Origin of the sequence: Streptomyces sp. CS113, assembly GCF_002188365.1 — a bacterium.
Taxonomy (GTDB): domain Bacteria; phylum Actinomycetota; class Actinomycetes; order Streptomycetales; family Streptomycetaceae; genus Streptomyces; species Streptomyces tendae.
Genome location: NZ_KZ195574.1, coordinates 3,052,211 through 3,073,347, shown reverse-complemented (window position 1 = coordinate 3,073,347; position 21,137 = coordinate 3,052,211). Strand labels below are relative to the sequence as shown.

Below are 21,137 nucleotides of genomic sequence, written 5' to 3'. Positions count from 1 at the left end.
TCAGCGTCGTGCGCATCGATCTGCACACCCACTCCACCGCGTCCGACGGCACGGACACACCGGCCCAGCTCGTGCGCAAGGCCGCCGCGACCGGTCTCGACGTCGTCGCGCTGACCGACCACGACACCACCCGCGGCCACGCCGAGGCCGCCGCCGAGCTGCCCGAGGGACTCACCCTCGTCACCGGCGCCGAGCTGTCCTGCCGCCTCGACGGCATCAGCATGCACATGCTGGCCTACCTCTTCGACCCCGAGGAGCCCGCCCTGCTCGCCGAGCGCGAGCTGGTCCGGGACGACCGGGTGCCGCGGGCCCGGGCCATGGTCGCCAAGCTCAACGAACTGGGCGTGCCCGTCACCTGGGAGCAGGTCGCCCGGATCGCCGGGGACGGCTCGGTCGGCCGGCCGCACGTGGCCACCGCCCTCGTGGAACTGGGCGTCGTCCCGACGGTGAACGACGCCTTCACCCAGGACTGGCTGGCCGACGGCGGCCGGGCGCACGTGGCGAAGCACGAGACCGACCCCTTCGAGGCGCTCCGGCTGATCAAGGGCGCGGGCGGGGTCGCCGTGTTCGCCCACCCGGCCGCCGCCAAGCGCGGCCGCACGGTGCCCGAGGCCGCGATCGCCGGCCTGGCGGCCGCCGGGCTCGACGGCATCGAGGTCGACCACATGGACCACGACGCGGCGACGCGGGCGCGGCTGCGCGGGACGGCGAAGGAACTGGGCCTCCTGGTGACCGGCTCCAGCGACTACCACGGCAGCCGGAAGACCTGTGTGCTCGGCGAGTACACGACCGACCCCGAGGTGTACGGGGAGATCACGCGACGGGCGTTCGGGGCGTTCCCCGTGCCGGGGGCCGGCGGGGCCTGAGCCTCACCTCCCGCGCGACCCCTTCCACCTTTCCCACTCCTCCGCAAGGCCAGTAGCTCACCCATGTTCGACGTCGCCGTCTTCGGCTCCCTTTTCCTGACCCTTTTTGTCATCATGGATCCCCCCGGGATCACCCCGATCTTCCTCGCGCTGACCTCCGGCCGCCCCGCCAAGGTGCAGAAGCGGATGGCCCTCCAGGCGGTCTGCGTCGCCGGTGGCGTGATCACGGTGTTCGGCCTGCTCGGGCACCAGATCCTGGACTATTTGCACGTGTCCGTGCCCGCCCTGATGATCGCGGGCGGGCTGCTGCTCCTGCTGATCGCCCTCGACCTGCTCACCGGCAAGACGGACGAGCCGAAGCAGACCAAGGACGTCAACGTCGCCCTCGTACCGCTGGGCATGCCGCTGCTCGCCGGGCCCGGGGCGATCGTGTCGGTCATCCTGGCCGTGCAGAAGGCGGACAGCGTGACCACGCAGGTCTCGGTGTGGGCTGCGATCCTCGCCATCCACGTGGTGCTGTGGCTGGTGATGCGGTACTCGCTGCTGATCATCCGGGTCATCAAGGACGGCGGTGTGGTCCTGGTGACCCGCCTCGCCGGCATGATGCTCTCCGCGATCGCCGTACAGCAGATCATCAACGGGGTCACCCAGGTGATCCAGGGCGCGTGAGCACGAGAAAGGGCCCCGCACGGAGTTCCGTGCGGGGCCCTGTTCTCGTGTGCGAAGGTCCGCGCTACAAGGCCGAGGGCTCGGCGGGGCGGATCCACAGGCGCTGCCCGATGGCGGCGGCCTGCTGAACGATGCGGTTCACGGAGGCGGCGTCCACGACAGTCGTGTCCACGGGGGTCCCGTCGACGTCGTCGAGTCGCATGACTTCAAAGCGCATGGCCTCTCCCTTGATCTGGTCATCCTCCTGCGGAGAACTACTGGTGTGGCTCCTGGGTCGTCGGTGCCCGGGCTTCCGTAGGGATCAACGGCATGCCCTCTGCAAACATTCCCTACGCTAAGGAAATTTTTCGCACGACTAATTACTGACAGATAAGTGGCTTGTTACCGCGCGATAGGTGTCTCGTACAAGACTGACCGGGACCGGTTGTGTTCGTAGCGTGACCGCCGGGACAATGGAGGCGATGAACGACGACCTCGCGCCCCTCAACGCTCGTATCGATCGCACGAACGAGCTGCTCCAGCGCATGCTCGCCGAGGTGGCCAAGACCCCCTCGACCCACGCGATCTTCGTCGACGCCGGCTATCTGTACGCGGCGGCGGGGCGGCTGGTGGCCGGGACCGAGGACCGCCGGGCCTTCGACCTGGACGCCGAGGGGCTCATCGAGGCTCTCATCGACCGGGCACGGACCATCTTCGCGGACAGCCGCCTGCTGCGCGTGTACTGGTACGACGGCGCCCGTCGCCGCATCCACACCGCCGAGCAGCAGTCCATCGCCGAGCTGCCGGACGTCAAGGTGCGCCTGGGCAACCTCAACGCCAACAACCAGCAGAAGGGCGTCGACTCCCTCATCCGCACCGACCTGGAGTCCCTCGCCCGGCACCGCGCCATCAGCGACGCGGCCCTGCTCGGCGGCGACGAGGACCTCGTGTCGGCGGTCGAGGCCGCCCAGGGGTTCGGCGCCCGCGTCCACCTGTGGGGCATCGAGGCCCCCGAGGGCCGCAACCAGGCCGAGCCGCTGCTCTGGGAGGTCGACAGCCAGCGCACCCTCGACCTCGACTTCTTCAAGCCGTACGTCTCCCGGCGCACGACCCACACCGGCGAGGCGCCCGGGGCACTGCGCCCCGGCCGCGAGGACGTCCGCTTCGTGGGCGCGCAGATCGCGGCGAAGTGGCTGGCGTCCCGAGGGCGCGACTCCCTGGTGGAGCTGCTCCCGGGCCACCCCTACCTCCCCGGCTCCGTGGACCAGGACCTGCTGGTGGAGGCCGAGGGACTGCTCCAGTACTCGCTGCGCGGCCAGGCCGACCTGCGCCGGGCGCTGCGGGACGGCTTCTGGGAGCATCTGCGGGCGCAGTACTAGGGCATGTCCGCGGAGTGCCTGGGGCCTGTCCGGCGGCGAGCCGCGAGCGGGGTGCGGCGAGTGGGGCGCGGCGAGCGGGGAGTGGGGCGCGGGAGCGCCGCCGCGGCCTCAGCGCACGTACGGCCGGGGCGGTGCGGGGTGGTCGTCCCAGAAGTCGGCCAGCGCGCGGGCCGTGGGCAGGGGCTGGTCCGTGTTGGGGGAGTGCTCGGCGCCCGCGACGACCGTACGGCGCGCGTTCAGTCGCGTCGCCATCTCGTCCAGAAGGGGCACCGGCCAGGTGTCGTCGAAGGCGCCCGACAGCACATGGAAGGGCAGCGGTGCGGCGGCCAGCTCGGCGACACGGTCCGGCTCGGTGCACAACTGGCGCCCGGTGGCGAGCAGTTGCGCCGGCCTGGTGCCCAGCCAGCGGTCGCGCAGCCGCCGCGGGTCCTCCGTGCCGTGGGCGGGGTCCGGGGCGCCGGCCTCCTCCGGCGGTCCCATGGCCTGCATCACCTTCCAGACCTCCGCCATCGTCATCGTGTCCAGCGCGTCCCGCAGGAGCTTCACCCGCTGCCGCTGCGACTCGGAGATCCGCGCCGGGCCCGAGGACATCAGGGTGAGGGACAGGAACGGGGCGGCGTCGAGCAGGACGGCGGCCCGGGCGATCTGGCCGCCCAGGGAGTGCCCGACGAGATGCACGCGCGTCCCGAGGACGGCGGCCTGCGCGAGCACGTCCCGGGCCAGCTCGGGCCGCGCGTACACGGACTCGTCGTGCTCGGGCCCGTCCGACTCGTACTGCCCCCGTCCGTCCACGGCGACCGTGCGGTAGCCGCGTGCGCCGAGCGGCCGGTGCAGCAGCGTGAAGTCCTCCTTGCTGCCCGTGAACCCGGGCAGCAGCATCACCACGCCCCTCGGCGCGACCCCGTCGGCCACCGGCGAGTCGACGACGGCGAACTCACCGCGCGCGGTACGCAGTCGGTACGCGCGGGCGTCCGGGGGCGGGCTGAAGGCGGCGTTCCTGCTCACGGACAGAGGCTATCGGGCGGGGACCGCCGGGCGGTGACACGGGCGGTGGCACGGGGTGGCAGGGGCGGTGGCAGGGGTGGCGGCATGGGGTGGCACGGGGTGGCACGGGGGTGACAACGCCGTCGGCCCGGCCCCGCGTGGATCGCGGGACCGGGCCGACGGTCTGGGTCGAGCGGTGAGGATCAGCTCTCGCCGGCCTCCGCGGGCTGCGTGGTGGCGGCGGCCGCCTTGCGGGTGCGGCGGGCCTTGGGCTTCGCCTCCGCCGGGTCGGCGGCCGCTGCCGGCGCCTCGACGGCTGCCGCTGCCTTACGGGTCCGGCGCCGCGGTGCGGCCTCCGGCTCCTGCGAGGCCTGGGCCGGGATCTCGGCGGCGGCCTCGGGGGCCGCGGCGGTCTTCCGGGTGCGGCGGGCCTTCGGCTTCGCCTCCGTGGCCTCGACCGTGTCGGCGGCGGCTTCCGCCTTGGCGGCGGCCGTCTTGCGGGTACGGCGGGGCTTGGCCTCGGCCGCTGCCTCCTCCGGAGCCTGCACGGCAGGCTCGGCGGTCTTGCGGGTGCGGCGGGTCTTGGGCTTCGCCTCGGCGCCCTCGGCGGTGTCCGCTGCGGCCTCCGCCTTGGCGGCAGCCGTCTTCCGCGTGCGGCGGGGCTTGGCCTCGGCCGCTGCCTCCTCCGGAGCCTGCGCCGGGATGTCGGCCGCGGCCTCGGTGACCTCGGCAGGCTCCGCGGTCTTGCGGGTGCGGCGGGCCTTCGGCTTCGCCTCCGTGGCCTCGACCGTGTCGGCGGCGGCTTCCGCCTTGGCGGCGGCCGTCTTGCGGGTACGGCGGGGCTTGGCCTCGGCCGCTGCCTCCTCCGGAGCCTGTACGGCCTCGGCGTCGGCGGCGGCCGCCTTGCGGGTGCGGCGGCGCGGCTTGGTCTCGGCCGGGTCGGACGTGGGCTCGGTCGCCCCCTCGGCCGTGTCGAGCGCGGCCTCGGCGGCCGTGGCCTTGCGGGTGCGGCGGCGCGGCTTCTCGGCGGGCGCCTCGGCGCCGGGTGCCTCGACGACCGTCGGGGCCGCCACGGCCGCGGGGGTCTCCACGACCGTCGCCTCGGTGGTCGCCGTCGCAGCGGTTTCCAGCGGGGCCTCAGCGGACTTACGGGTGCGGCGGCGGCGCGGCTTCGCCGGGGCCTCCACGACCTCCGTGGCCTCCGCCGTTTCGACGACCGTGGCCTCGGAGGGCGCGAGCGCGGCTTCCTCGACGGTCTGCGCCGCCGGGGTGTCGACCGTCGCGGCGGCCTCCGGGCGGCGCGACGGCTCACCATTGCGCGTACGGCGCCGGCGGCGCAGGGTGCGGGGACCCTGCGCGGCGTCGGTGCCCGCGTCGACGGCGCTGTCGGCACCGCCGGTCACGGCCTCGGCCGCGGCCGTCGCGGTGGTGGCGGTGTTCTCCGCGTCCACCGGCGCACCGCCGCGCATCCGACGGCGGCGGCGCGGTGTCGTACGGGAGGAACGGTCGCGGTCGCGGTCGCCGGAGCGCGCGTCGTCGCGGCCACCACGGCCACCGCGGTCGCCCCGGTCGCCGCGCCCGCGGCCACCGCGGCCGCCGGGCTCGCCCAGGTCCTCCAGCTCCTCCGCTTCGAGCCCGGCGCGGGTGCGCTCCGAGCGCGGCAGGACGCCCTTGGTGCCCTCGGGGATGCCGAGGTCGGTGTAGAAGTGCGGGGAGGTGGAGTAGGTCTCCGCCGGGTCGCTGAAGCCCAGGTCCAGCGCCTTGTTGATCAGCTGCCAGCGCGGGATGTCGTCCCAGTCGACCAGCGTGATCGCCGTACCCTTCGCGCCCGCGCGGCCGGTGCGGCCGATGCGGTGCAGGTACGTCTTCTCCTCTTCCGGCGACTGGTAGTTGATGACGTGTGTCACGCCCTCGACGTCGATGCCGCGGGCGGCGACGTCGGTGCAGACGAGGACGTCCACCTTGCCGTTGCGGAAGGCGCGCAGGGCCTGCTCGCGGGCGCCCTGGCCGAGGTCGCCGTGGACCGCGCCGGAGGCGAAACCGCGCTGCTTGAGCTGGTCGGCCAGGTCGGCCGCGGTGCGCTTGGTGCGGCAGAAGACCATGGCCAGACCGCGGCCGTCGGCCTGCAGTATCCGGGCCACCATCTCGGGCTTGTCCATGTTGTGCGCGCGGTAGACGAACTGCTTGGTGTTCGCGACCGTCGCGCCCGCGTCGTCCGGCGAGGTGGCGCGGATGTGCGTGGGCTGCGACATGTAACGGCGGGCGAGTCCGATGACCGCGCCCGGCATGGTCGCCGAGAACAGCATCGTCTGGCGCCGGGCCGGAAGCAGGTTGATGATCTTCTCGACGTCGGGCAGGAAGCCCAGGTCGAGCATCTCGTCGGCCTCGTCCAGGACCAGGCTCTTGATGTGCTTCAGGCTCAGCTTCTTCTGGCCCGCGAGGTCCAGCAGACGGCCCGGGGTGCCGACGATCACGTCGACGCCCTTCTTCAGGGCCTCCACCTGCGGCTCGTAGGCGCGGCCGCCGTAGATGGCGAGGACCCGCACGTTGCGGACCTTGCCGGCGGTGAGGAGGTCGTTGGTGACCTGCTGGCACAGCTCGCGCGTCGGGACGACGACGAGGGCCTGCGGAGCGTCGGTCAGCGACTCGGGCGCGGCCCGGCCCGCCTCGACGTCGGCGGGAACGGTGACGCGCTCGAGGAGCGGGAGGCCGAAGCCCAGCGTCTTGCCGGTGCCGGTCTTGGCCTGGCCGATCACGTCCGTGCCCGACAGGGCCACGGGGAGTGTCAGCTCCTGGATGGGGAAGGGAGTGGTGATGCCGACGGCTTCGAGGGCTTCGGCGGTCTCGGGGAGGATCCCGAGGGATCGGAACGTCGTAGTCAGGGTGCTGCCTCTTCTGTGTACGTGGTGCGAGGCGAGCGCGCGGGTCGTGCCGGACCGTGTCGGGGACGTCGGCTGCCTTACGGGTGAGCCGTAGGACACGGGACCTCTGTCGACGCTCCAGCGCTCGTACCACTGAGGGTCCCCCTCCGGATTCCGTACGCAGTGTGGCGTACGGCAGGGAGGGCTGTCGGGTCGGAGCCGATCGGGCCACCGACCGGGCATCCTCATGCGTGCGGCCCGACGACGATGTCACGTACCCGTACGTCACATACTCGGCAGGCGCATTACCACCATACCCCGGATTCGCGCACACGCGATGGCCGATTTGCTCACGTAGTCGTCGTCACACTGATTGACCAGGGACTTACCACCGGCGAAGAGCGGGCTATTGTGCGCTGCATGACGAGCTCTGACAAGCCTGGCACCGCCGCAGACGCCCCCGCCGAGACCGCCGGAACCACCGGTGCCGCCGGAGGCACGTCGGTCGCCGCCCGCGACTGGGCGACGGCCGCGTCCGACCCGCAGTACCGCGCCGCGGTCGTGGACCTGCTCGGCGCGCTCGCGTACGGCGAGCTGGCGGCGTTCGAGCGGCTCGCGGAGGACGCCAAGCTCGCGCCCACGCTGGCGGACAAGGCGGAGCTGGCGAAGATGGCGTCGGCGGAGTTCCACCACTTCGAGCGGCTGCGCGACCGGCTGGCCGAGATCGGCGAGGAGCCGACGGGTGCCATGGAGCCGTTCGTGGCCGCCTACGACGGCTTCCACAAGCAGACCGACCCCTCGGACTGGCTGGAGGGTCTCGTCAAGGCCTACGTCGGCGACTCCATCGCCAGCGACTTCTACCGCGAGGTCGCCGCCCGCCTGGACACGGACACCCGCGAGCTGGTCCTCGCCGTGCTCGACGACACCGGGCACGCCGGTTTCGCCGTGGAGAAGGTGCGCGCGGCGATCGACGCCGACCCGCGTGTGGGCGGGCGGCTCGCGCTGTGGGCGCGGCGGCTGATGGGGGAGGCGCTCTCGCAGTCCCAGCGGGTGGTGGCCGACCGGGACGCGCTGTCGACGATGCTGGTGGGCGGGGTCGCGGACGGCTTCGACCTGGCCGAGGTCGGCAAGATGTTCTCCCGGATCACCGAGGCGCACACGAAGCGGATGGCGGCCCTGGGCCTGGCGGCCTGAGCGCGGCCGGTTCCCCTGGCTCCGTCGGACACGGATCCGGCGCGGTCCGGCGGCCGTCGGTCATGCGCCCGCCGGACCGGTCGGAGGGCCGGACAGTCGCCGGTCCGAGGGTCGGTTTCTGAGGGCCGCCGTGCGGAGGGCCGCCGTGCAGAGGGTCGCTGGTCGGGGGCGTCGGGTGGAGGGCTGCCGGTCGGGCGGCGCCGGTCAGGCGGCCGCCGAGCTGCGCCGGAGTCGTCCCGCGGGGCGCAGCAACAGCGACAGCGAGGCAGCGGAGAGCGTCGCCGAGCCCAGCAGCACCAGCACGAACCCTCCGGCGCCCAGCGCGGAGTGCGTGACGAACGCCCCGAAGAGGGCCCCGGCGACGCCGGTCGGCAGGACCAGGAGCGGGGCGGGCAGGCGGTGGGGCAGACGGTGCGCGGCGGCCCATGCCAGGGCGAGGCCGAGGATTACGGCGCTGAGCGCTTCCAAGATCATGTCGGGGTCCCTCCCACATGGCCTGCCTGCCCCAAACGGTCACAGCCGACTTACCCCTGACCTGCGGAATGCAATCCTCCCCCTGTGGGTGAACTGTGCTTCGCCCGTGAACGGCCTACAGCGGCGAAACGGGAGGGGGGCAGGGTGGGGACGGGAAGACGGGTGGGGCCCGGCGGTGTGTCACCGCCGGGCCCCACCCGTCTTCGTCAGTCGTCCCGCGTCGGCGGCTACAGCGCGCCGAAGCCCACCTTGCGCGGGGCCGGCTCACCGATCTCGACGTAGGCGAGCCGGTCGGCCGGCACCAGGATCTTGCGGCCGTGTTCGTCCACCAGGCTCAGCAGCTGCGACTTGCCGGCCAGTGCCTCGCCCACCACGCGCTCGACGTCCTCGGCGCTCTGACCGCTCTCCAGAACGATCTCGCGGGGCGCGTGCTGCACGCCGATCTTGACCTCCACGGCTATGTCCCTCCGACGGTCAGTAAGTGCGCGATCTTCCGCGCCGTACCAGCACACATTAGCCCGGTGAGGGGACGTACACGCTGCGTCGGAGAACGCCAGGAGCGAACAGCCGACGGGAACAGCACCGGCGCCGTGGCGGTCAGTGCTGCTCGGTGCCGTGCAGCGGGAAGCCGGCGATGCCCCGCCAGGCCAGCGAGGTCAGCAGCTGGACCGCCTGGTCGCGGGGCACGCTGCGGTCGCTGTGCAGCCAGGAGCGGGCCACCACCTGCGCGAGGCCGCCCAGGCCCGAGGCCAGCAGCATCGACTCCGCGCGCGAGAGGCCGGTGTCCTCGGCGATGACGTCGCAGATCGCCTCGGCGCACTCGTTCGTCACCTTGTCCACGCGCTCGCGCACGGCGGGCTCGTTGGTCAGATCCGACTCGAAGACCAGGCGGAAGGCGCCGCCGTCGTCCTCGACGTAGGCGAAGTAGGCGTCCATCGTCGCCCGCACGCGCTGCTTGTTGTCGGAGGTCGACGCGAGCGCGCTGCGCACGGACTGGATCAGCGCCTCGCAGTGCTGGTCCAGCAGGGCGAGGTAGAGGTCGAGCTTGCCGGGGAAGTGCTGGTAGAGCACCGGCTTGCTGACGCCGGCGCGCTCGGCGATGTCGTCCATCGCGGCCGCGTGGTACCCCTGGGCCACGAACACTTCCTGTGCGGCGCCCAGCAGCTGGTTGCGTCGGGCTCGGCGGGGAAGGCGTGTGCCCCGCGGGCGTACCGCCTCTGTCTGCTCGATGGCTGTCACGCCGCCTCCCATAGTCGTCCTCGTGCGGTGTGCGCCGCGTCGACATCGTACTTTTCGGTAACCGTGGTGTGTGTGCTGCGAGCGCAGAATTTCACGGACCGGACGGTGGCGATAGCCGCACAACAGGTTTCAAAAGGGGCCAGGCCGGGCAAAGATCTGCCTCCCTTCCTGTCCGACGAGGCTCGTCTCAGCGGTAGTCGTCCTCGTCGTGCGGGACGACCCGGGCCTGCTCGGCCAGGTCGGCCTCGTTGGCGCGGTCCGGCTCGACGCCGGTCAGCGGATCGTCGCGTTCCTGTCCGATGTCCGCCCGCTGCTCGGCGGTGTCGGCCTCGGGTGCCTCCACGTCGCGGTCCTCGGGGTCCGGTGCCTGTGCCTCGTCGTCGAAGGTCTCGGGGTCGGTCGGGTCGACGGTCATGCTGGGCTCCCTTCCTGCTTCCTGCGGACGTCCCCGGGATGCGGGGGTCACACGCGGGTGCCCACCTCACGAGCCTAGGAGACACCCGATCCGGACGCCATGCCTCGCCGGCATCCGTACCCCGCGGGCGCGCCGCCTCAGCGCCGCTTGTGGCGGCGAACACATGAACCAGTGCGTGATCGTCTCGTAACATTGCCACATGCCTTCGACCGAGCCGCCGTCCGTGCCGCCCGCCAACGTGCTGCCGAAGGTCGCGGCCGTCAAGGCTACGGACGGCGAGCGGCTCAGGGCGGTGCACCTCCCCGGCATGACCCTGACGGTGCGGTCGAGACGGCCCGCTCGCGAGGGGCTGCCGCCCGCCCTGTACGTCCACGGCCTCGGCGGCTCCTCGCAGAACTGGTCGGCGCTCATGCCGCTGCTGGACGGCGTCGTCCACAGCGAGGCCCTCGACCTGCCCGGCTTCGGCGACTCCCCGCCGCCGGACGACGGCGACTACTCGATCACCGGTCACGCGCGCGCGGTCGTCCGTCACCTCGACGCGTCCGGGCGCGGTCCCGTGCACCTGGTCGGGAACTCGCTCGGCGGCGCCGTCGTCACCCGGGTGGCCGCGGCGCGGCCCGACCTGGTGCGGACGCTGACCCTCGTGTCGCCCGCACTGCCGGAGATCCGCGTGCAGCGCAGCGCCGTCCCCACGGGGCTGCTGGCGGTGCCGGGGGTGGCGGCGCTGTTCACCCGGCTCACCCGGGAGTGGACCGCGGAGCAGCGGGTGCGCGGCGTCAGGGCGCTCTGCTACGGCGACCCGGAGAGGGTGAGCGAGGAGGGCTTCCGCAACGCCGTCGAGGAGATGGAGCGGCGGCTGCAACTGCCGTACTTCTGGGACGCGATGGCGCGTTCCGCGCGGGGAATAGTGAACGCCTACACGCTCGGCGGCCAGCACGCGCTGTGGCGGCAGGCCGAGCGGGTTCTCGCACCCACGCTCCTGGTCTACGGTGGACGGGACCAACTCGTCGGCTACCGCATGGCCCAACGGGCCGCACGCGCGTTCCGCGACTCCCGGCTGCTGACCCTGCCGGACGCGGGACACGTGGCGATGATGGAGTATCCGGAGGCCGTGGCCACGGCGTTCCGCGAACTCCTCGCGGACACCGCGGACACCGCGGACACGGTGGGCACCGGGAAGCCGGCGGGTGGCGAGAGGACCGACGGGGCCGTCGACGGCGAGCCCGCCAACCAGACCACAGGAGGCTGAGGCGCGACGTGGGACGCCACAGCCGCCGCGGGCCCGCCCCCAAGGCAGATGCCGCGGACACCGCCGCAACACGTGAGAACCGGTCCGGGCCGCCCGATCCGCGCCGGACGAACGGCCCGTCGCGGGATCCGCAAGGGCCGCGCCCGGCGAACGGCCCGTCGCAGGAACCACAGGCGCCGTACCGGCCGCAGGGGCCCGAGTCGACGCCCCGCGGGGCGGTGCCGGGCGACGCTCCCGGCGTCCGTCAGGGGTACCCGGGACCCGGCCCCGGCCCGGGGCGGTTCCCGGGAGCGCGGTTCCCGGACGCGACACCGGCCCACGGCTTCCCGCGAACGGCGGACGGCACGCCCGCGCGGGGCGTCCCGAGGCTCCCCGACGGCACGCCGGCGCACGGTGTCCCGAGGTTTCCCGACGGCACCCCGGCGCACGGTGTGCCGCGGGTCCGGGGCGGTCACCCCGAGCAGCGGGAACCCGGCGGAGGCTGGGGCGAGTCGGGCGGGCGGCCCGGTGCCGGGTACGGACCGTCGGCGGGGCCGCGTGCCGCGACGCCCGGGGCCGCCGGGTCTCCGGCGTCCTTCGCGCCGTCGTCGCCGTCCGGGCCGTCGGCGCCCTTCCCGCGGCAGCGGCGGGCGCCCGCAGAGGGACCGCGGCAGGACTATCTGGACGCGTTCGGTCAGGACGACGACGTCTTCGCGACCCGTCCCCAGCGACGTGCTCCCGGTGCGGCGCGGCCCGCCGACCCGTACGCCTCGGTCACCGACTGGAGCGCCGCCGACGGAGGCGGCGCCGGGAACGGCGGCATTCCCGCCGACGCGGATGCGGACGCCGACGACCAGCCGCCCACGGGGGACCCCGCACTGGTCAAGGGCGCCAAGGGCCGGGCCTTCACCGGAATCGCGGCGGCCGCCGTCACCACCGTGTTGGCCGTCGTGGTGGCCGGCCAGGTCGCCGACGGCTCGGACGGGGGCGACATGCGTGCCCAGTCCGCCACCGACCAGGCCCGGGGCGCCCACGACCCGGCGTCACGGAACGACGAACGCCCGACGCCCTCCGCGTCCGAGACCGCGAAGCCGCTGACGTACGAGCAGAAGATGGGCAAGACCTACCCGCTCGGCGCCACCCTCAAGGCCTCCGGGAAGTTCGACGCGATCCCGGGCATCGCCAAGGGGACCGGGAAGGGGGAGCGGTACACCTACCGCATCGACGTGGAGCAGGGACTCGGCCTCGACGGCGAACTCTTCGCCGAGGCCGTGCAGAAGACTCTCAACGACGACCGGAGCTGGGCCCACAACGGCGCCCGCACCTTCGAGCGCATCGAGTCGGGGCAGCCCAGCTTCGTCATCACGCTGGCCAGCCCCGGCACCACCGCCGAGTGGTGCGCCAAGTCGGGCCTGGACACCACCGAGGACAACGTGTCCTGCGACTCGGCCGCCACCCAGCGCGTGATGATCAACGCCTACCGCTGGGCCCAGGGCGCCGCACCGTACGGCGACGCGATCCACGCGTACCGGCAGATGCTGATCAACCACGAGGTCGGCCACCGCATCGGCTACAACCACGTCACCTGCGACAAGGACGGCGAACTCGCCCCCGTCATGCAGCAGCAGACGAAGTTCGTCGACCACGACGGCATCGACTGCCGCCCCAACCCCTGGGCATACCCGAACGGCTGACCGAGCCAGGCCGCCACCAGGCCGGACCGGACCGGCCGGAGGGGCCGGGCCGGAGGAGCCGGGGGGAGCCAGACCGGGTTGGGCCAGGGCGTCACGTGTGGTGACTGGATGATCTCTTAGCGCGACCGAACGCGCCTCGCACGGGAAAGTTACGACCGTTCACCCCTTTTGGTGGCGCGATGGACAACCGTCCATCGCGCCACCTCCTTGTCCGCATACGTTCGTCCCGCTGCGAGCCGCCGGGCCAACGGCGGCTCCCCAAACGGGAGATCGGGGGTGCGCGCGTGCGCATCGGACTGCTTACGGAGGGTGGCTATCCGTATGTGAGCGGTGAGGCCGGGCTCTGGTGCGACCGGCTCGTACGCGGCCTGGAGCAGCACGAGTTCGACCTCTACGCGCTCAGCCGCAGCGAAAGCGAGGAGACCGAGGGCTGGGTCCCGCTGCCGCCGCAGGTCGGACGGGTGCGCACCGCCCCGCTGTGGGAAACCGTGGACGACCACATCGTCCTCGGACGGCGTGCGCGCCGGCGCTTCGTCGAGTGCTACGGCGAGCTGGCCACGGCCCTGTGCACGGCGGGCCCGGGGAATCCGTCCGGAGGGCCGGAGGGAGAGCCGGAAGGGCAGTCGGCCCTTGAGGCGGACCGTTTCGCCAGTGCGCTGTACGGCCTCGCCGAACTCGCCCGCGACGAGGGCGGCCTGCCCACCGCACTCCGCTCGGAGACCGCCGTACGGGCCCTGGAGCGCGCCTGTCGCGCGCCCGGCGCCCACCGCTCCGCGCGCGAGGCGCGCGTTCCCGATCTGCTGACCGTCACCGCGCGCCTCGAACGCGCTCTGCGCCCCCTGTCCCTCGACTGGTACGAGGACGACGACCTCGGTTCGGTGGACCTGTGCCACGCGGCCTCCGGCGGCACGGCGGCCCTGCCGGGCCTGCTCGCCCGGCACTTCTGCGACGTGCCCCTGCTGGTGACCGAGTACGGCGTGCGGCTGCGGACCCACTACCTGACGGAACCCGACTCCTCGCCCGCGATACGGTCGCTGCTCGCCGCCTTCCACGGTCGGCTGGCCACCGAGACCTACCGGCGTGCGGCCGTGATCACCCCCGGCAACACGCACGCCCGACGCTGGCAGGAACGCTGCGGCGCCGACCGCGCCAAGCTGCGGACGGTCCACCCGGGCATGGACGCGGCCCCGTTCGCGGAGGCGGGGGAGTCCCCGGAAGGCGCCGACCCGCAGACCCTCGTCTGGGTCGGCCGCGTCGAGCCGGCCAAGGACCTGGTCTCGCTGCTGCACGCCTTCGCCGAGATCCGCAGGGCGGAGCCCGGCTCCCGGCTCAGGATCGTCGGCGCCCCCTCGGGCCCCGAAGGCGCCGCGTACCTGGTCCACTGCAAGGCACTGGCCGCGCAGCTGTTCCCCGACGAGGCCGACGGTCCGCACGCCGTCGGCCGCAACCCGGTCTCCTTCGAGGAGACCGGCGGTCCCGAACTGCCGTCCCGCGCCGACGCGTACGCCTCGGGCGCCCTGGTGGTGCTCTCCAGCGTCGTCGAAGGGTTCCCGGCCGGGCTCGTCGAGGCCATGTTCTGCGGCCGGGCGACGGTGTCCACGGACGTCGGCGCGGTGGTCGAGGCCATCGGCGGCACCGGACTCGTCGTGCCCCCGCGCAATCCGCGGGCGCTCGCGGAGGCATGCGTCGCGCTGTTGCGCGACCCCGAGCGCCGGGCCCGACTGGGTGCCGCCGCGCGCGCCCGCGCGCTGGAGCTGTTCACCGTCGAGCAGAACATCACGGCATTTCACGGCATTTACCTGGAGATCCTCTCGCGTACGCCGGTGCGCCGCGTCCTTCTCGACGACACCGGCGAACCCCTGCCCTTCGGTGTCCCCGCTGAGGCCCACGTCCCCGGTCGCTGGAGTGACCCCGCGGCCCGTATCGCGGCCCGGGGCGGTCTCGGCACCGCTCGCAGCGGTCCCGGCTGGGCCACGGAGTCCGGACCGGACCGTGCGAAGACGTCGGTTGCGGCGAGCGAGGGAGCGGCCCGATGAACGGCCTCGGCGGCGAAGGCACGGGTCGCGAGGAGACCGGCCGCGAGGGGAATCGTCGCGGGTCGACTCATCGCGAAGGTGCCGGTCGCGAAGGTGCCGGTCGCGAAGGTGCCGGTCGTGAAGGTTACCCTCGGGCGGTGGGTGTCGCCGTCGGGGAGGCCCGTGACGCCGGGAAGTCGGCGTCCGCGTCCGCCGTCCGCCGTTCCGGCGCGGACCCCGTGAAGGAACTGCTGCACCGGCACCGCGACCTGTGCGAACGCGCCGTGGACCCGCTGGAGATCGCCGCGGGCCTCGAGGCGCACGGCGTCACCGACCGGACCGCCGCGCGCTTCCGCCACCGGGACGTCTTCTCCCTCGCGGAGGAGATGTACGCCCGTGTCCCGCGCGACCGCGACACTCCCGCGAGCCCCGAGGACGCGCCGACACCCGGGCCACGCCGGCCACGCACCGCCGGAGTCGTTCTCGCGCTGCTGCCCGGTGCGCTGTGCGCCGCCGCGGTGATCGGACTGCGCCTGACGGAGGGCCGGCCGCGCCTGATCGCGGCCGTCGTCGCGGTCCTCGCCCTCGCCCTCGCCCTGGGCGCGGCTCTGCGCCGCGGGCCGCTGAGCGCCGCCACGCGCACCACCAGCACCTGGACCTGCTGGCTCGTCGGCTACGCCCTCCTCGGCGACGGACTCCTGCGCACCGCGCTCAGCGGCGGGCCCGACGGTCTCCCCGACGGCAGCGCCGACGGACCGTGGCCCGTCACCGTCGCCCCCGTCCTGGCCCTCGCGCTGTCCTACGCCCCCGCGGCCGGATGCGCCCACCTCTTCGCCGCCGGAGCCCGCGGCAAACTGACGTCCAGCCGGGGCCTGGCCGACTTCTCCGCCGCCGTACGCCCCCTGCTGCTCGGCGCGTTCGTCCTGTACATGGGCGCACTCGCGGGACTGCTCGCGGCGACCGGAGCCGTGCTCGGCGAGCCCGCCGGACTTCCCCAGGGCCTCAGCCTGGGCGCCCTGCTGCTGCTCGCCCGGCTGCTCATCGTGCACGGGCACGCCCACGCCCCCACGCTCGTCCTCACCGCCGCGGCCAGCGCGGAAGCAGTCGCCCTGGCCACCCTCTTCGCCGGCCGCCTCCCCGGCTGCGGTTTCCTGACCGCCCCCGTCGAGGCGCTGGTCACCGCCTGCGGCCCGGCCGGTGTCCCGACGGCCGCCTGCGGCATCGGCGCACTGACTCTCCTGATCCACGCGTGCCGTCGCCTGACCAGGGCGTCGGCCCACGCGTCGACGGAGCGAACGAGATGAGCGCGCGCTCGGACAACCCCCCACACGCCCCCAACCCCCTCGCATCACCCCTTGAAGGAGCCCCCAGATGACCACCTCCCGACCCGACGCCTCGGCACCGGGAGCCGCCCGATGAGAGTCCTGCTGATCGGAGCCAACGGCTACATCGGCCGCTTCGTCGCCGACCGTCTGCTCGCCGACCCGGCCGTCCAGCTCACCGCCCTCGGCCGGGGTGACGACGCCGACGTCCGCTTCGACCTCGCCACCGGCAGCCCCGGCGCCCTCACCCGCTTCCTCGACGCGGTGCACCCCGGAGTGGTCGTCAACTGCGCGGGCGCCACCCGGGGCGGCGCCCGCGAACTCACCCGGCACAACACCGTCGCCGTCGCCACCGTCTGCGAGGCCCTGCGCCGCAGCGGCTGCGGCGCCCGCCTGGTGCAGGTCGGCTGTAGCGCCGAATACGGTCCCAGCCAGCCCGGCTCCTCGACCGCGGAGGACGCCGTGCCCCGCCCCGGCGGCCCCTACGGCGTCAGCAAACTCGCCGCGACCGAACTCGTCCTCGGCTCCGGCCTGGACGCCGTCGTCCTGCGGGTCTTCTCGCCCGCGGGGCCCGGCACGCCCGCCGGTTCCCCGCTGGGCCGGCTCGCCGAGGCGATGCGCCGCGCGATGCAGTCCGGCGACGGCGAACTGCGGCTCGGTGGCCTCGGCGCGCAGCGGGACTTCATCGACGTCCGCGACGTCGCCCGCGCGGTGCACGCCGCCTCCCTCTCCGCTGCCCAGGGCGTCATCAACATCGGCTCCGGCCGCGCCGTCCGCCTGCGCGACGCCGCCGCCACCCTCGCCCGCGTCGCCGGTTACGGCGGCGCCCTGCACGAACTCGACGCCCCACCCGGTGCGTTGCGGCCCACCATCGGCCACCCCCGTACGGAGTCCGTCGGCCACCGCGTCGACGCCCTCGGTCACCATCGGGCCGACGTCCTGGGCCATCACCGCCCGGACCCCCTCGGAAGCCGCGGCGAGCGCACCGACTCCGAGCACGCGGCACCGGCCGCCCCCCACCCGTACCCCGACGGCTGCGGCAGCTGGCAGCAGGCCGATGTGCGCACCGCACGCGACCGGCTCGGCTGGCGGCCCCGGATCGCCCTCGAAGAGTCCCTCGCCGACATCTGGATGGAGGCGGCATGCCGTATCTGACCAGTACCAGAGCGGGCACCGCGACCACCGGTGTCCGGACCGGCCTCGGTGTCCCGGGGCTGGCCCACCCACTCGTCGCCCCCGACGAGTGGGCCGGCCTCACCTGCCCCGGCACCCCGCTGCACTGGGTCGTCCTCAACATCGCCTGCGGTCCCGGCGCGCACCCCGACCCGCGGTGCCTGGAGGCCGCCGGTCGCCTGCGCAACGCGGGCGTCCGTGTCCTCGGCCATCTCGAGGCCGCCTACGGAGCCCGCAGCCTGGGCGAACAGCTCTCCGACGCCCACCGGTACCTCGACTGGTACCAGGTCGACGGATTTCTCCTCGCCCACTGCCCGTCCGACCGGGCCGCCCTCCCGGAGGTCCGCCGCACCGTCACCACCCTCCGGACACTCCGTGACGATGCCCACATCGTCCTGGGCCACGGCACCCACCCCGCCCCCGGCTACGCCGAGAACGCCGACCAGCTCGTCACCTTCTCCGGCACCTGGGCCGACTACCGCTGGTCCCAGGCGGCCGAGTGGAGCGCCGACTATCCGCCGGAGCGCTTCTGCCACTTCGTGCACGGTCTGCCGCGCGGGCACCTGGAGGAAGCACTGCGCATCGCCCGCTGGCAGGGAGCCGCGACGATCTACTTCACCGACCGCACGGACCGCGGCGGCCGGGCCGACCCCTGGGAGACGATGCCCGGCTACTGGGACGAAATCGTCTCGCGGGTCGGGACGGGTGTCTCGGAATGAAAAAGGCCGTGGCAGTGTTACTGGGAGAACAACCGTAATTACTGACCGACCAACGGAGTCCCCGTGTCGCTGCCACCCCTGGTCGAGCCGGCCGCCGAGCTCACCGTAGACGAGGTCCGCAGGTACTCCCGCCACCTGATCATCCCCGACGTGGGGATGGACGGGCAGAAGCGGCTGAAGAACGCCAAGGTGCTCGCCGTGGGCGCGGGCGGCCTCGGTTCGCCGACCCTGATGTACCTGGCGGCAGCCGGTGTCGGCACGCTCGGCATCATCGAGTTCGACGAGGTCGACGAGTCGAACCTGCAGCGGCAGGTCATCCACAGCCAGGCCGACATCGGCCGGCCGAAGGCCGAGTCCGCCCGAGACACCATCAAGGGCATCAACCCGCTGGTGGAGGTGATCCTGCACCAGGAGCGGCTCGAGGCCGACAACGTGATGGACATCTTCAACCAGTACGACCTGATCGTCGACGGCACGGACAACTTCGCGACCCGCTACCTGGTCAACGACGCCTGCGTGCTGCTGAACAAGCCCTACGTCTGGGGCTCGATCTACCGCTTCGACGGCCAGGCCTCCGTCTTCTGGTCCGAGCACGGCCCCTGCTACCGCTGCCTCTACCCGGAGCCCCCGCCCCCCGGCATGGTCCCCTCCTGCGCCGAGGGCGGCGTGCTGGGCGTGCTGTGCGCGTCCATCGGCTCCATCCAGACCAACGAGGCCATCAAGCTCCTCCAGGGCATCGGTGAGCCGCTGGTCGGCCGCCTGATGATCTACGACGCCCTGGAGATGACCTACCGCCAGGTCAAGGTCCGCAAGGACCCCGACTGCGCGGTCTGCGGCGAGAACCCGACCGTCACCGAGCTCATCGACTACGAGGCCTTCTGCGGCGTCGTGTCCGAGGAGGCCCAGGCGGCCGCCGCCGACTCCACGATCACTCCCAAGCAGCTCAAGGAGTGGATCGACGACGGCGAGAACATCGAGCTCATCGACGTCCGCGAGCCGAACGAGTTCGAGATCGTCTCCATCCCGGGCGCCCGCCTGATCCCGAAGAACGAGTTCCTCATGGGCTCCGCCCTGGAGAACCTCCCGCAGGACAAGAAGATCGTCTTGAATTGCAAGACGGGTGTCCGCAGTGCGGAAGTCCTCGCGGTCCTCAAGTCCGCCGGCTTCTCGGACGCGGTCCACGTCGGCGGCGGCGTGATCGGCTGGGTCAACCAGATCGAGCCGGCGAAGCCCGTCTACTGACCGGCTCCCGGACCCGCTTCCCGGACGGCGGGGGTTTCGCGCACCGCAGGTGCCCGAAGCCCCCGCCGCCGTCATGAGCAGACCTTGCCGTCCCTCGGCACCGTCCCCTTCAACAGGTAGGCGTCCACCGCGGAGTCGACACAGTCGCTCCCGCTCCCGTACGCGCCGTGTCCCTCGCCCTTCCAGGTCAGCACCACGCCGACGTCCTCGCCCAGCTCGTCCGCCATCCTGCGGGCGCCCTCGTAGGGCGTCGCCGGGTCGCCCGTGTTCCCGACCACCAGGACCGGGGCCGCGCCGGGCGCGCTCACCTCCGGTGTCTCGTGCCGGCCGGCCACCGGCCAGTCGTGGCACCAGCCCGCGGTGTCCCAGCCGAGGAAGGCGCCGAAGACCGGCGACACCTTCTCGAATTCCGGCAGCTGCTTCTTCGTCTCCTCCACGGTCGGCCGCTGCTTGTCGTCCAGGCACGATATGACCCGTTGCGAGTGGGTCGTCGTGCCGTAGCGCCCCGAGGGATCACGCTCGTTGTAGCCGTCGGCGAGCGCCAGCAACTCCGAGCCGTCGCCCTCCTCGGCCGCCTCCAGCGCACTGGTCAGGGCCGGCCATCCGCTCTCGCTGTACAGCGGCAGCACGATTCCGGTGAACGCGAGCGTCTGCGTCAGCTTCCGCCCCGGCGAGGAGGTCGGCAGCGGCTCCGCGTCCAGGCGTTCCATCAGGTCGGCGATCTTCCGGGAGCCCTGCGCGGGGTCCTGCCCGGTCGACTTCAGGTAGTCGTCCAGCGCTCGCTGGAAACCCCTGGCCTGGTTCTCGGCGTGGCCCATCGTGTCGGCGCCCGGATCGACCACGGCGTCGAGGATCACGCGACCCACGTGCTGGGGGAACAGGTGGGCGTAGACGCCGCCGAGTTCGGTGCCGTAGGAGATGCCGAAGTAGTGCATCCTCGCGTCGCCCAGCACATGCCGCATCAGGTCCATGTCGCGAGCGGTGTCCGTGGTCGAGACGTGCTCCATGAGCTTGCCGACGGCCTTCTCGCAGCCCTGGCCGAAGTCCGCGGCGTCCTTCAGGTAGGCCTGCTCCTCGGCCGGGGTGTCCGGCGTGGAGTCCACCGACTCGGCGGCTTCGATCGCCTCGTCGGAGCGGCAGCGGACGCCCTCGCTGGCGGCCACCCCGCGCGGGTCCCAGCTCACCAGGTCGTACCGCTCGTGCAGGGAGGAGACGGTGTCGGCGTAGGACGGCATCATGGAGACGCCGGATGCGCCGGGGCCGCCGAAGTTGAACAGCAGGGAGCCGATGCGGTCGTCCCCGCTCGCCCGGGACCGGATCAGTGCGAGATCGATCGTCTCGCCGTCCGGGTCGGACCAGTCCAGCGGTGCCTCGAGCGTGGCGCACCGCCAGTCGCCGTCCGGGGCCGGGGCGTCGTCGGTGCCCTTGCAACGGCCCCATTCCAGCGTCTGGGACGCCAGGGACTCCGGCACTCCGGACGGGGCCGGCGCCGAAGGTCCCGCGCTGCTCCTGCCCCCGTCGTCCTTGTCCTCGTCGGACGAGCCGCCGGTGCAGCCCGCCGTCAGCAGTGCGGCGGCGGCCGTCAGAGCCGTCCACCGGACGAGACGCGCCATGTCCTCTCCCCCCTGGCAAGCCGTCCGCGCCGTGCGGCGGATGGCGTTCCTGCCATGGTAGGCGGCCCGGG

Annotated in this window: 19 protein-coding genes; 11 read left to right on the top strand and 8 right to left on the bottom strand. The window is 73.1% G+C overall.

Features of this window, described 5'->3' with window-relative positions:
• Positions 1–8 precede the first annotated feature (8 nt).
• Both B9W62_RS13200 and B9W62_RS13195 read left to right on the top strand, forming a co-directional pair.
• Positions 9–866, top strand: coding sequence for a PHP domain-containing protein (locus B9W62_RS13200; RefSeq protein WP_087807364.1), 858 nt, complete (start codon positions 9–11; stop codon positions 864–866).
• 63 nt (positions 867–929) lie between these two features.
• A complete protein-coding gene (locus B9W62_RS13195) occupies positions 930–1,535 on the top strand; it encodes a MarC family protein (RefSeq protein ID WP_076976158.1) in 606 nt (201 codons plus the stop codon).
• A gap of 64 nt (positions 1,536–1,599) precedes the next feature.
• Here the strand turns inward: B9W62_RS13195 and B9W62_RS13190 are convergent, their stop codons facing one another.
• A complete protein-coding gene (locus tag B9W62_RS13190; RefSeq protein WP_087807363.1) occupies positions 1,600–1,752 on the bottom strand; it encodes a hypothetical protein in 153 nt (50 codons plus the stop codon).
• 244 nt (positions 1,753–1,996) lie between these two features.
• Between B9W62_RS13190 and B9W62_RS13185 the strand changes: the two genes are divergently transcribed.
• Positions 1,997–2,893, top strand: a complete 897-nt coding sequence (locus B9W62_RS13185; RefSeq protein ID WP_179235471.1) for an NYN domain-containing protein — start codon at positions 1,997–1,999, stop codon at positions 2,891–2,893.
• A 108-nt stretch (positions 2,894–3,001) separates the two neighbouring features.
• Here the strand turns inward: B9W62_RS13185 and B9W62_RS13180 are convergent, their stop codons facing one another.
• Positions 3,002–3,898, bottom strand: a complete 897-nt coding sequence (locus tag B9W62_RS13180) for an alpha/beta fold hydrolase (RefSeq protein WP_087807361.1) — start codon at positions 3,896–3,898, stop codon at positions 3,002–3,004.
• 182 nt (positions 3,899–4,080) lie between these two features.
• A complete protein-coding gene (locus B9W62_RS13175; protein ID WP_256976315.1) occupies positions 4,081–6,654 on the bottom strand; it encodes a DEAD/DEAH box helicase in 2,574 nt (857 codons plus the stop codon).
• Between the two features lie 504 nt (positions 6,655–7,158).
• On the opposite strand from B9W62_RS13175, the gene B9W62_RS13165 reads away from it, so the two are divergent.
• Complete coding sequence (locus B9W62_RS13165; RefSeq protein WP_087807360.1) at positions 7,159–7,932, top strand: ferritin-like domain-containing protein; 774 nt, start codon at positions 7,159–7,161, stop codon at positions 7,930–7,932.
• A 204-nt stretch (positions 7,933–8,136) separates the two neighbouring features.
• On the opposite strand, the gene B9W62_RS13160 is transcribed toward B9W62_RS13165, so the two are convergent.
• The 4 genes from B9W62_RS13160 to B9W62_RS13145 all read right to left on the bottom strand — a co-directional run bounded on the left by B9W62_RS13160 (position 8,137) and on the right by B9W62_RS13145 (position 10,060).
• Entirely contained in the window at positions 8,137–8,406 is a 270-nt protein-coding gene (locus B9W62_RS13160; RefSeq protein WP_087807359.1) for a hypothetical protein, read from the bottom strand.
• A gap of 227 nt (positions 8,407–8,633) precedes the next feature.
• Positions 8,634–8,861: a DUF3107 domain-containing protein gene (locus B9W62_RS13155; RefSeq protein ID WP_031033260.1), complete on the bottom strand. Its 228-nt coding sequence runs from the start codon at positions 8,859–8,861 to the stop codon at positions 8,634–8,636.
• Between the two features lie 142 nt (positions 8,862–9,003).
• Entirely contained in the window at positions 9,004–9,645 is a 642-nt protein-coding gene (locus B9W62_RS13150; RefSeq protein WP_030400709.1) for a TetR/AcrR family transcriptional regulator, read from the bottom strand.
• Positions 9,646–9,832: 187 nt separating this feature from the next.
• The gene (locus B9W62_RS13145; RefSeq protein WP_087807358.1) at positions 9,833–10,060 is read right to left on the bottom strand and encodes a hypothetical protein; all 228 of its coding nucleotides are present in this window, start codon (positions 10,058–10,060) and stop codon (positions 9,833–9,835) included.
• A gap of 199 nt (positions 10,061–10,259) precedes the next feature.
• Between B9W62_RS13145 and B9W62_RS13140 the strand changes: the two genes are divergently transcribed.
• The 7 genes from B9W62_RS13140 (at position 10,260) to moeZ (ending at position 19,453) form a co-directional block, all read left to right on the top strand.
• Positions 10,260–11,309 (top strand): alpha/beta fold hydrolase, encoded by a 1,050-nt coding sequence (locus B9W62_RS13140; RefSeq protein WP_087807357.1) that lies wholly within the window; start codon positions 10,260–10,262, stop codon positions 11,307–11,309.
• Positions 11,310–11,317: 8 nt separating this feature from the next.
• Complete coding sequence (locus B9W62_RS13135) at positions 11,318–12,982, top strand: DUF3152 domain-containing protein (RefSeq protein WP_087807356.1); 1,665 nt, start codon at positions 11,318–11,320, stop codon at positions 12,980–12,982.
• Positions 12,983–13,266: 284 nt separating this feature from the next.
• On the top strand, positions 13,267–15,018 hold the full coding sequence (locus B9W62_RS13130; protein ID WP_087807355.1) for a DUF3492 domain-containing protein: 1,752 nt from the start codon (positions 13,267–13,269) through the stop codon (positions 15,016–15,018).
• Positions 15,019–15,236: 218 nt separating this feature from the next.
• Positions 15,237–16,301, top strand: a complete 1,065-nt coding sequence (locus B9W62_RS13125; RefSeq protein WP_087811884.1) for a hypothetical protein — start codon at positions 15,237–15,239, stop codon at positions 16,299–16,301.
• A 111-nt stretch (positions 16,302–16,412) separates the two neighbouring features.
• Positions 16,413–17,474 carry an SDR family oxidoreductase gene (locus tag B9W62_RS13120; protein WP_087807354.1) on the top strand — a complete coding sequence of 354 codons (1,062 nt, stop codon included), beginning with the start codon at positions 16,413–16,415 and terminating at the stop codon, positions 17,472–17,474.
• Complete coding sequence (locus B9W62_RS13115) at positions 17,462–18,211, top strand: spherulation-specific family 4 protein (protein WP_087807353.1); 750 nt, start codon at positions 17,462–17,464, stop codon at positions 18,209–18,211. Before B9W62_RS13120 ends, B9W62_RS13115 begins: the two co-directional genes overlap by 13 nt.
• Before the next feature lie 63 nt (positions 18,212–18,274).
• Positions 18,275–19,453 (top strand): adenylyltransferase/sulfurtransferase MoeZ, encoded by a 1,179-nt coding sequence (gene moeZ, locus B9W62_RS13110; protein WP_087807352.1) that lies wholly within the window; start codon positions 18,275–18,277, stop codon positions 19,451–19,453.
• A gap of 71 nt (positions 19,454–19,524) precedes the next feature.
• Here moeZ and B9W62_RS13105 read toward each other — a convergent pair whose 3' ends face one another.
• Entirely contained in the window at positions 19,525–21,066 is a 1,542-nt protein-coding gene (locus B9W62_RS13105) for an alpha/beta hydrolase (protein WP_087807351.1), read from the bottom strand.
• Positions 21,067–21,137: the final 71 nt, after the last annotated feature.

Bases quoted from the DNA above. Each gene is read 5' to 3' on its own strand.
- B9W62_RS13195 (WP_076976158.1), top strand. From the start codon at position 930: ATGTTCGACGTCGCCGTCTTCGGCTCCCTTTTCCTGACCCTTTTTGTC.
- B9W62_RS13190 (WP_087807363.1), bottom strand. From the start codon at position 1,752: ATGCGCTTTGAAGTCATGCGACTCGACGACGTCGACGGGACCCCCGTG.
- B9W62_RS13185 (WP_179235471.1), top strand. From the start codon at position 1,997: ATGAACGACGACCTCGCGCCCCTCAACGCTCGTATCGATCGCACGAAC.
- B9W62_RS13165 (WP_087807360.1), top strand. From the start codon at position 7,159: ATGACGAGCTCTGACAAGCCTGGCACCGCCGCAGACGCCCCCGCCGAG.
- B9W62_RS13160 (WP_087807359.1), bottom strand. From the start codon at position 8,406: ATGATCTTGGAAGCGCTCAGCGCCGTAATCCTCGGCCTCGCCCTGGCA.
- B9W62_RS13145 (WP_087807358.1), bottom strand. From the start codon at position 10,060: ATGACCGTCGACCCGACCGACCCCGAGACCTTCGACGACGAGGCACAG.
- B9W62_RS13140 (WP_087807357.1), top strand. From the start codon at position 10,260: ATGCCTTCGACCGAGCCGCCGTCCGTGCCGCCCGCCAACGTGCTGCCG.
- B9W62_RS13120 (WP_087807354.1), top strand. From the start codon at position 16,413: ATGAGAGTCCTGCTGATCGGAGCCAACGGCTACATCGGCCGCTTCGTC.
- B9W62_RS13115 (WP_087807353.1), top strand. From the start codon at position 17,462: ATGCCGTATCTGACCAGTACCAGAGCGGGCACCGCGACCACCGGTGTC.
- B9W62_RS13105 (WP_087807351.1), bottom strand. From the start codon at position 21,066: ATGGCGCGTCTCGTCCGGTGGACGGCTCTGACGGCCGCCGCCGCACTG.